The following is an 8,473-nucleotide window of genomic DNA, read 5'->3' as shown; positions in this document are numbered from 1 at the left end:
CAGGGCGGCGATCCTGAACCGATTTACGGCACTTGGAACGCCGCAAACTCAACGTGTGGGATGACTCTGTCCAGCGGAAGGGAAAACTCGACCTCAGGCTGATTTGTGCAACAGAGCCGATAATCCCTGCCCTGCGCATGAAGGCCAAGCGCGCGCATCGGGTGCCATTGTCAGGCCGTGCGGTGGAGTTGCTGAAACAGGCGCGCGGGCTGTCAGAGGGCAATGGGCTGGTATTCCCCGGCACGATCAAGGGCAGGCCGCTGTCAGATATGACGCTGATTAAGCTTGTGCGGGAACTTGGCTTTCCCATCGACATTCACGGGTTCCGCGCCTCTTTCCGCACTTGGGCGCAAGAGCGCACCACCTTTCCGCGCGAGGTTGCCGAGGCCGCGCTTGCCCATATGGCGGGGGATGCGGTCGAACAAGCCTACGCCCGATCTGATCTATTCGAAAAGCGTGGCAAGATGATGGAAGCATGGGCCGGGTTCCTATAGGAACGTCGCGGCGAAGTGGTGAGGATTAGCTCGTGATGGGGCAACCAATTTTTCCAACACCACTAGATGACGGATGCGCACCCTATCGAGCGATTGCCAAACATCTTGGCTGTGAAGAAGACCTTGTTCACCGGGCCTTTGCTGGGCTTGGCAGTCCAGAGTGGGAACTGCCCACGCACTTAGATCAAGTCAATGCAACAAGCCACGCTTTGAACGAAGCCGCGCGACATGCTGAAAACCTCTGGAACAGCCTAAGGAGAATTTCGCATGACGAGCGAGAGGCCCTAACTATTGCAGGGACGCCAACCCTTCAACAGATCGAATTTTTGCGCGATACTTTAGCAGGTAACGCCTCGGACCTAAAAATTTGGGCAAAGCGGCGGAATAGAAATGGGGGACGAAACCCTGCTAGCTATATTGTTTCAGAAGGTATGCGGCGATTGTTTCGCCGAACCAGAAAAACGATAACCTTTGGTAATAGCTTTGATGGGGGCCCGTCTACGGAATTCGGACGAGCTGTTGAATTCGCTCTTGGCGCATTTGGGATTAGGGCGGATTGGCGGCGGCCAACTCAAGACGCCGCCGAACACCAAAGCAGAATCTCTGGCCGTCTCTTTGGTTGGAAACGACGTAAGGAACTAGCCGAACGCAAAGCTAGTCCTCCGACCGCGACTGATCTAACAGGGATCAAAATTGTTGCAGAAACCGAAAACGGCAAAAGAGTTTACGTCGTTTCACTGACCCAACACCCTGATATTCCGCCGCTTAGAGTGCAACAACGCAATGTTCCAAATGGTCGGGATGTTACCGAATATGCGCAGCAATGGGCGACCTCTGTTAGAGCGGCACTAGCTTAGTGCCAACTGCAAACGCAGTTTTTCTGAGTTGGCATTTAGACCCGCCAATGCACCACGAATAATGCTTTCGCCATGTAACGCCAACTTTCGGAGGCCACCATGGTTGAAAAGCACCTTCGCCGCCCTGCCGTTCTCGAACTCACAGGGCTGTCCACCACAACGATTTACGATCTGATGAAGGCGGGGAAATTCCCCCGCCCCATCAAGTTGACGGGCCGCGCCGTCGCATGGCCGGAAAGCCGGATTGCTGACTGGCTCGCAAGCCGCACCGCCGCATAACGAAAAACCGCCACCGGGCAAGGATGGCGGCTCTATTCGTTGGGCGGTATCAGGACACCCCAAGCATAGCGCATCGCCGCCCGAGCCGCAACAAAAGGCATCGAGCAATGACAAACAATCGCTGGGCCAAAGCCCACTTCACCGTTCACAATGACCACGACACCACACGCGAAATCACCGTTCAAGGGCGGAATCGCTGGGCCTTGGAATGCCTCATTAGGGCATGAGCGAAAGGCTATGGGCCACCTGCAAGCCCCTGCAAGGCACCAAGGGCGAATCCTACTTGCGCGGGCGTGGTATCACTTGCCCCCTGCCGCCATCGCTTGGCTGGGCCGCTGATGCCTTCCACGCGCCCAGCGCGCGCTGGTTATCGGCAATGGTGGGGGACGTGGCCACCGGGGGCGTGCATCGCACCTATTTTGAAAAGTCGGGCATTCGCCTGCCCAAGACTGCAAGCCCCAAGATGATGCAAGGCCCATGCGCAGGTGGCGCTGTGGCGCTGTCAGAGGCGCAAGGGCCGCTGGTGGTATGTGAGGGGATAGAAACTGGCCTGAGCCTTCTGAGCGGGCATCTGGCGAGTCCTGCGACGGTCTGGGCGGCGCTTTCCACTTCTGGCATGAAAGCCCTCGCCCTGCCCAGCGCCCCCGGCGAATTGATTGTGGCGACGGATTCCGATGATGCCGGGGCGGGATGGCTGGCAGGCAATGCCTTGGCCGAGCGCGCGGCGGCTCTGGGCTGGGCCGTGTCGATGCTGCCCGCCCCCGAGGGGCAGGATTGGAATGATGTTCTCTTGCAGAATGGCGGTGCGGCATGAATGCGCCCGACCCGATCCCGTTCAAGTCGGATTGGCTTGACCCCGAGGCGCGCTTCCTTCGCCCTGAATTGCCCAAGCCCCCGGCCATGCCACTAGAGGATGTGCTTGGCGCGCGCTGGGCGCGATGGATACGGCAAGCCGCCCAAAGCAAGGCCGCGCCCCCGGATTACGTCGCGGCGGCTCTGCTGTCGGTCGCGGGGGCATTGATCGGCAACACGCGCTGGGCCTCGCCTTGGGATGGCTGGGCCGAACCGCCCGTGATTTGGGCAATGGCTATTGGCTCACCCTCGATGAACAAAAGCCCCGGCCTTGATGCGGTCTTGACGCCGCTTAAAGGGATGGAGCGCGCAGCCCGTGCTAAGGTTGAATCGGTTTTGTCGGAATGGCGGGGGAAGGCCGAGATTGCCAAGCTTGCCGAGCAAACGTGGAAAGAGGCGGTGAAGGTGGCGCTAAAGGCCGATGAAACCATGCCAGCCAAGCCAGAGGCCGCAAATCCCGGCCCCGAGCCTGTCTTGCCGCGCTTCGCCCTGACAGATGCAACGGTTGAAAAGATCGGCGTTATACTTGCAGGCCAGCCGCGCGGGGCTTTGCTTGCCCGCGATGAATTGTCAGGCTGGCTGATGGGCATGACGCGCTATTCCGGCGGCGGCTCTGACCGCCCGTTCTGGTTAGAAGCCTACGGCGGGCGGGGCTATTCGGTGGAGCGGATGGGCCGCGACCCGGTTTACATTGATCGGCTCACGGTTGGCGTGCTGGGCGGCATCCAACCCGACAAGCTGAAAACCCTGCTGTTCAAATCAGATGATGACGGGCTTCTGGCGCGCTCCCTGCCCGTGTGGCCTGAGGCAGCACCAATCAAGCGCCCCAATCTAGGCAGCGATGACGCTTTTTTGCAGTCGGCCTTTGAGCGGCTGTTATCGCTGGATATGCCCGAGGACGAAACAGGGGCGAAGCGCCCTTGGTTTGTGCATTTCAGTGAAGATGCGCGCTGCCTGCTGGATGATTTCCGTCAAACGGCCCGAGGCTGGGAAGCCGGGGCCGAGGGGCTGCTGTTGTCCTTCGCGGGCAAATTGCCGGGGCTGACAATCCGGCTTTCCCTCATCCTGGCCTTTCTCGATTGGGCGGGGGGCGAAGCGGAAATGCCAGGTGAAATCTCGCAAGCCCACTTCGGGCGGGCGGCGCATTTTGTCGAAACCTATGTTCTGCCGATGGCGCGGCGGGCCTATGCCGATGGATCAACGCCCAAGGCCGAGCGGGCGGCGCGGCGGCTGGTTTCCATCATTCAAGAGCAAGCTTGGCGGGGCTTCACAACCCGCGACATTCTGCGGATGGAGCGCGCGGGGCTTTCCGCCAAGGCCGATCTGGACCCGGCCCTAAGCTTGCTTGAAGATGCCCATATCATCCGCACCATCCCCGAGCCTGCCAAGGCCCAAGGCGGCAGGCCCACGCGCCTGTTTAGCGTCAATCCGGCGCTGTGGGTGGTGAAATGAGCCGCTGGTTAGAAGCCGCAAGGCAGGCCCCTATGGCTTCCGACAAAACCGATTTAACCGACAAAACCCACGCTAGGGCTGTGGCGATGTGCAATCTTGGCAACCCTGCGGCGGTTAAGTCGGTTTTGTCGGTTTTGTCGGCGGGGGGTATAAAGGGGGAGGCTACTGCTGCCCCCCGACCTCAAAAGCTGGAAACCCTGCCCAGCGCCTCGCCGCCTTCGCGCGTTGATGGCGATATGTTCCGGCATGGCCGATCTGTCACGGGCCAGCCTCGCCTCTGGACGGGCCGCATTGTCAGCCTAGACGAATGGGCGCAAGCTTACCGCGTGGGAGCGTCACGGCCCTGATGGGCGCATGTTCTGCGGGGCCTGCAGGGTTTGGGTGATGCCCGGTTGCTGCCCACATTGCGCCGGGGGCGCTGCGTGATGGCACAAAGCCCAGCCATGCTAATCACCATCCGCCCCGGCCCTGTCTTGCACCTGTGGCAAGGCGGCAAGAAAATTGCGGTTGTGCGTCTGACACCGTCGGCAACCTTCACGCTTTGAGTGACCTGGTAACGGCGCTCCGGGGTTATGCCCTACTAGGGGCTAAAATTACCCGACATAGGAAAATCAACAGGATAGCCCGTCTATGGCCCACGATTACAGACAAGGTGGCTTGGATTTAGTCCTATGCCCTTGGGAATGCCCCAAAGGCATAGGCAAGGTCTATCACAGCCAGAAGTTGTCAACTGTCAGTGCTGAGACATTGTCTAGTATTGCGACAGCAACTTTGGCATCACTGCCCGTCCCGTCGCTGTCCCAATACAGCGTGTGACTGGCGGCAGTGAAGATAAAAGTGCCAACAGCAGCTGTGGCATTGCTGCCGTTCACAAGCACCGCGGTTGAGGTCATGCCGGCAAAGCCATCGACGTTGAACGAGAGATGCTCTTTGTTTGCACCTGTGGCGATGAAATCGGTGATGTGATCGGCGTCGCCAATTTCGGCATCGAGGTCCCAATAAAACTCATCGACCCCGCCCATCCCGGACAATGTATCTTTGCCGTCCCCTCCTTCGAGAAAGTTGCTGACGCTATTGCCGCGCATCACATCACCAAACCGGGTGCCTTCCAGATCTTCGATGCTGACCGCGGTTTCTACATTTCCATAGCCGTCATCAACGATTTGATTGGTGGCGAGCGAGAGATTGACCTTGATCCCATGCTGCACTGCATCCGAAAAGTTGTCGCCGAACCTGACAGAATCCCCGCCGCCTGCGCCGCCGTTATAGCTGTCTTTACCCTCACCGCCGCGGAAAACATTATCTGCCCGAGAGCCGACAAAAACATCGTTGAACCGTGTACCGCGCACCCGTTCAATATCAACCACGGTGTCGGTATTGCCAAAGCCGTCGACAATCTTTCCCGTGATCGATCCATTCAGAAAAGATGTTTCCAAGTGTACGACGATGCCCTTCGTGGCACCCTGCCAAAAGTCATTGGAATAGTTCACTTGATCCCGAAGGTCTTCGGTGCGCGCGCCGTTAACGAAAGATACGTCGCCGCCATCGATGAAGTCGTTACCGCGGCCACCGGCAAAGTCATCGCGTTCAGTAATTGAGCCATAAAAGCGGTCCTTGAACACCGACCCTTCGAACGACTCGATGCCTGTGAACTTATCAGTGAAGCCCCACGGATCCAATGCAGTGCCAGCACTCACATTGATCGTAGCGCCGCGAATGGCGCTCATCCCCTCATTGTATGTCGTTTGTTGATAGCTCAGCCTATCGTATCCGTCGCCGCCGTTGATAGTGTCTTTGCCAACACCCCCCTGCACTTCGTCGTCTCCGCCTAGCATGTTAAAGACATCATTGCCGGAATCGGTGCCTGGTAACCAACGATTATCGTTGCCAGAGGTGCCAGTGTAGACGTCGTTGCTGGAAGTGAGATGGGACCAAGCGGTCTGCCCGCTGGGCCAAGGCCCTTGCCCCGCCTTATAGCCGGGGGCACCAAACATATCATAATAAAGCAAGGAAAAATCATCAGCCAAACTTGTCGGGCCGATGTTGGAAAATGTAACGACGGTTTGCCCTATCGCGTTGGTAATCTGCACTTTTGCGACATCGCCACCCGAGGCGATCGCCCCATCGTAGGTGAAGTTCGTACCAGTGACGGTGACTTTGTAATTTGGAAAGTCGACCCCTGTTGACTGGTAACGAAACGAAAAGGTTGTCGCCGATTTCGCAAGAATGGTTACGGGCGTACTGACCTCCAGTAATCTCCCAGGCCATTGATTCAGATCGTTGAATACAGATGTGAGTGCGACCGTTGCCATGATTTTTCTCCTTGCTAAGTAACGGCAGTGCGGATTGAGAATTTACAGAGTTAAAAATTGATAAAGAAAATTCTTACATGAACTTGCCCGCCAAAAAATGATTCTTTTTGTGCAAGATACTGGGCAGTATTGAGCAAGACGCGTACTTGCGAAAGGAAATCAAATTGCCTGGACCCGACCACGATGGAATCGCTTTAGGCTATGACTACCCGCGCCGCCTGTCGGTACTGGTGCATCGCAGCTATGCCAACATTCTTTATGGCGGCGGCAATATGCGGCACCGGAACGCCCGCGCCGAGGCTGTTCTAAGGCGGCTGTCCCGTGGCTGGCTGTGCCACTGGTGTAATCGCCCCGTGCCGATCTATCGCCGCGCAGATGCCTGCTATTGTTCGCAGGGGTGCCGCAAGCGGGCAGCACGCCTTAGGAAAGCCGAGACATGACCGGGGCCGAGTTGCGGGCCGCGCGCAAAGATGCGGGGCTAGGACACTAGCGAATTCCTAACTGAGCGGCGGCAAGATTTACTGGCAAATGCCGCCAAAGGGTATCAATTGCCCCGTCAATGGGCAGATGTAATACCCGGCCTGCGGGTTTTGATAAGTGTGCTGACCAATACCCCTTGTTGCATCCAGGGCAATCGCGTTTGGCCTAAGGGTTGGCTAAGTGATTGAGAAGGCTTAGAAGAAACGCATCACCCCACCCGGCGCGCTTCAGTTTGATCGAGAGCGAGCCCTTGGAGGTGTCGCGGCGGGCGAGATCGAGGGCGCGGCGGCGCAGGATGGCGATGTTGGTGGGGCCATTATCCTTACGGTTGCGGGCGGCATCTTCCCGGAACGAAACGTCAAGTTGCCAGTGCAGAGCGTTCTCGATCTCCCAATGTGCGCGGACGGTGGCCATGAAGACCTCGGGCGCAGGCACCCAGGACAGCGCGAAATGGCGGGTTTCGGTCTGCACTTTGCCATCGGTTTCCCGGCGGGACTCGATACGGCCGAAGGCCTGCAGGCCGGGAAATTCATGGTGCTCCGCCAGACCCTTAGCAGAAACTACCGTGCCGGTGCGGGCCTCCTTGCGGCAATGCCCGGCCTCCTCGTGATGCGCGACCGGATGGTCTGGCGGAACCTTGCCGAAACAGGACCGAGCGTCTGACAGGAGTGAGTCCTGGTTGGCCTTCAGCGCCAGACAATAGTCGCCGCCGCCTCCGGTGATTGCTGCAACCGTGCGGCGATTGCAGTTCAGGGCATCCGCCGTCACGACCTTGCCTTTCAGCGCGATCAGGCCGAGCACTTCGAGCGCCGCCTCAAGTTCGCCGCCATGGTCGGCCGCCACCGTGGCCAGCGTCAGGCGCAACCGGGCGGCATAGGCCGAGACCATCATCCGGGTCCGCGCGCTCTGGCCCTTGTCGCGCGCGCCCCGCAGCGCCTTGCCGTCGATGGCGATCACGTCACCGTCGCCGAGCAGCATCGCGATCTGCGCCAGAACCCAACCGAAGGCCGCATCCAACGCCTTCGGGTCGATCATTCGGAACACAGTGGAGAAGGTATCATGCGATGGGATGGAATGCCTGAGCTTCAGGAAGTCTCTGAAAACATGCTCTTTTGCGCGACCGAAGTCTGCCATCTCGGCACAGCTGGTCGCCCCGCAGAGCACCGCGACGAAGCCTACGACCAGCAGTTCGCAAAGGTCGTGCCGCGCGTTGTCGGCGCGGGGATCGGGGATGTCATCGAAGGCGGCGAGGAAGATATCCATGCAGGGAACGGGCTCCAAAAGGGCGATCCCCACCCCAGAATCCACCCTGCCCAAGACCGCAAGACCCCTCAGATCAGGTCAAATCCCAAACGCGATTCCCCTGTTGTTGCATCGGCGTAAAGTTGCAAAGGTCAGTTTGGGGTGCTGGCTGCGACATTGCCCGCATTGAAGCGCTATAAGCCGCCCTGTCTTGTTGTTCCTTATCCAATACGACCTTACAGGCGTCTGTGTTTCCCGCGTTGCAGGCTTCTTGCAGCTTCGCTTGGGCGGGGCTTACTGGATTTATTGGGGCATCAACGCATCCGGAAAGCAAAGTGGCCAAAGGCAACGCAAGCGCAACAAATCGCATATCACATCCACCTAACAAAGGCTTATCCCTTTTAGTCCGGTCGGCCTACATGTTGACGCGGCGCAGAACCTCGCGTCTGTGGCTTGAGAGGCGACCCGGATCAGTTTTGATCGCTATGCTGAGTTATGGGTGGCG

At 58.5% G+C, this 8,473-nt stretch carries 9 protein-coding genes; 7 read left to right on the top strand and 2 right to left on the bottom strand.

Going from position 1 to position 8,473, the window contains the following annotated elements:
* Window positions 1-137: 137 nt before the first annotated feature.
* The 6 genes from ACP7AP_RS23515 to ACP7AP_RS23490 all read left to right on the top strand — a co-directional run bounded on the left by ACP7AP_RS23515 (window position 138) and on the right by ACP7AP_RS23490 (window position 4,281).
* Entirely contained in the window at window positions 138-494 is a 357-nt protein-coding gene (locus ACP7AP_RS23515) for a tyrosine-type recombinase/integrase (protein WP_426038267.1), read from the top strand.
* 32 nt (window positions 495-526) lie between these two features.
* The gene (locus tag ACP7AP_RS23510) at window positions 527-1,351 is read left to right on the top strand and encodes a hypothetical protein (protein WP_426038265.1); all 825 of its coding nucleotides are present in this window, start codon (window positions 527-529) and stop codon (window positions 1,349-1,351) included.
* Window positions 1,352-1,450: 99 nt separating this feature from the next.
* Window positions 1,451-1,630, top strand: a complete 180-nt coding sequence (locus tag ACP7AP_RS23505) for a helix-turn-helix transcriptional regulator (RefSeq protein ID WP_304924397.1) — start codon at window positions 1,451-1,453, stop codon at window positions 1,628-1,630.
* Between the two features lie 223 nt (window positions 1,631-1,853).
* Entirely contained in the window at window positions 1,854-2,444 is a 591-nt protein-coding gene (locus ACP7AP_RS23500; protein WP_426038263.1) for a toprim domain-containing protein, read from the top strand.
* A complete protein-coding gene (locus ACP7AP_RS23495) occupies window positions 2,441-3,934 on the top strand; it encodes a YfjI family protein (protein ID WP_426038261.1) in 1,494 nt (497 codons plus the stop codon). Before ACP7AP_RS23500 ends, ACP7AP_RS23495 begins: the two co-directional genes overlap by 4 nt.
* Window positions 3,931-4,281 (top strand): hypothetical protein, encoded by a 351-nt coding sequence (locus ACP7AP_RS23490; RefSeq protein WP_426038259.1) that lies wholly within the window; start codon window positions 3,931-3,933, stop codon window positions 4,279-4,281. Before ACP7AP_RS23495 ends, ACP7AP_RS23490 begins: the two co-directional genes overlap by 4 nt.
* A gap of 363 nt (window positions 4,282-4,644) precedes the next feature.
* On the opposite strand, the gene ACP7AP_RS23485 is transcribed toward ACP7AP_RS23490, so the two are convergent.
* Window positions 4,645-6,246 carry a hypothetical protein gene (locus tag ACP7AP_RS23485; RefSeq protein ID WP_426038257.1) on the bottom strand — a complete coding sequence of 534 codons (1,602 nt, stop codon included), beginning with the start codon at window positions 6,244-6,246 and terminating at the stop codon, window positions 4,645-4,647.
* A 164-nt stretch (window positions 6,247-6,410) separates the two neighbouring features.
* Between ACP7AP_RS23485 and ACP7AP_RS23480 the strand changes: the two genes are divergently transcribed.
* Window positions 6,411-6,686 (top strand): hypothetical protein, encoded by a 276-nt coding sequence (locus tag ACP7AP_RS23480; RefSeq protein ID WP_426038255.1) that lies wholly within the window; start codon window positions 6,411-6,413, stop codon window positions 6,684-6,686.
* A 205-nt stretch (window positions 6,687-6,891) separates the two neighbouring features.
* Here the strand turns inward: ACP7AP_RS23480 and ACP7AP_RS23475 are convergent, their stop codons facing one another.
* Window positions 6,892-7,989 (bottom strand): ISAs1 family transposase, encoded by a 1,098-nt coding sequence (locus ACP7AP_RS23475; RefSeq protein WP_426038253.1) that lies wholly within the window; start codon window positions 7,987-7,989, stop codon window positions 6,892-6,894.
* Window positions 7,990-8,473 lie beyond the last annotated feature (484 nt).

Origin of the sequence: Cypionkella sp. TWP1-2-1b2, from assembly GCF_049896245.1 — a bacterium.
In the GTDB taxonomy this organism is placed as follows: Bacteria; Pseudomonadota; Alphaproteobacteria; order Rhodobacterales; family Rhodobacteraceae; genus Cypionkella.
This window is presented reverse-complemented; position numbering and strand designations above follow the sequence as displayed.

What these genes read in the sequence shown, in the direction of transcription:
- ACP7AP_RS23515 (WP_426038267.1), top strand. Translation starts at nt 138, where the DNA reads ATGAAGGCCAAGCGCGCGCATCGGGTGCCATTGTCAGGCCGTGCGGTG.
- ACP7AP_RS23505 (WP_304924397.1), top strand. Translation starts at nt 1,451, where the DNA reads ATGGTTGAAAAGCACCTTCGCCGCCCTGCCGTTCTCGAACTCACAGGG.
- ACP7AP_RS23500 (WP_426038263.1), top strand. Translation starts at nt 1,854, where the DNA reads ATGAGCGAAAGGCTATGGGCCACCTGCAAGCCCCTGCAAGGCACCAAG.
- ACP7AP_RS23495 (WP_426038261.1), top strand. Translation starts at nt 2,441, where the DNA reads ATGAATGCGCCCGACCCGATCCCGTTCAAGTCGGATTGGCTTGACCCC.
- ACP7AP_RS23490 (WP_426038259.1), top strand. Translation starts at nt 3,931, where the DNA reads ATGAGCCGCTGGTTAGAAGCCGCAAGGCAGGCCCCTATGGCTTCCGAC.
- ACP7AP_RS23485 (WP_426038257.1), bottom strand. Translation starts at nt 6,246, where the DNA reads ATGGCAACGGTCGCACTCACATCTGTATTCAACGATCTGAATCAATGG.
- ACP7AP_RS23475 (WP_426038253.1), bottom strand. Translation starts at nt 7,989, where the DNA reads ATGGATATCTTCCTCGCCGCCTTCGATGACATCCCCGATCCCCGCGCC.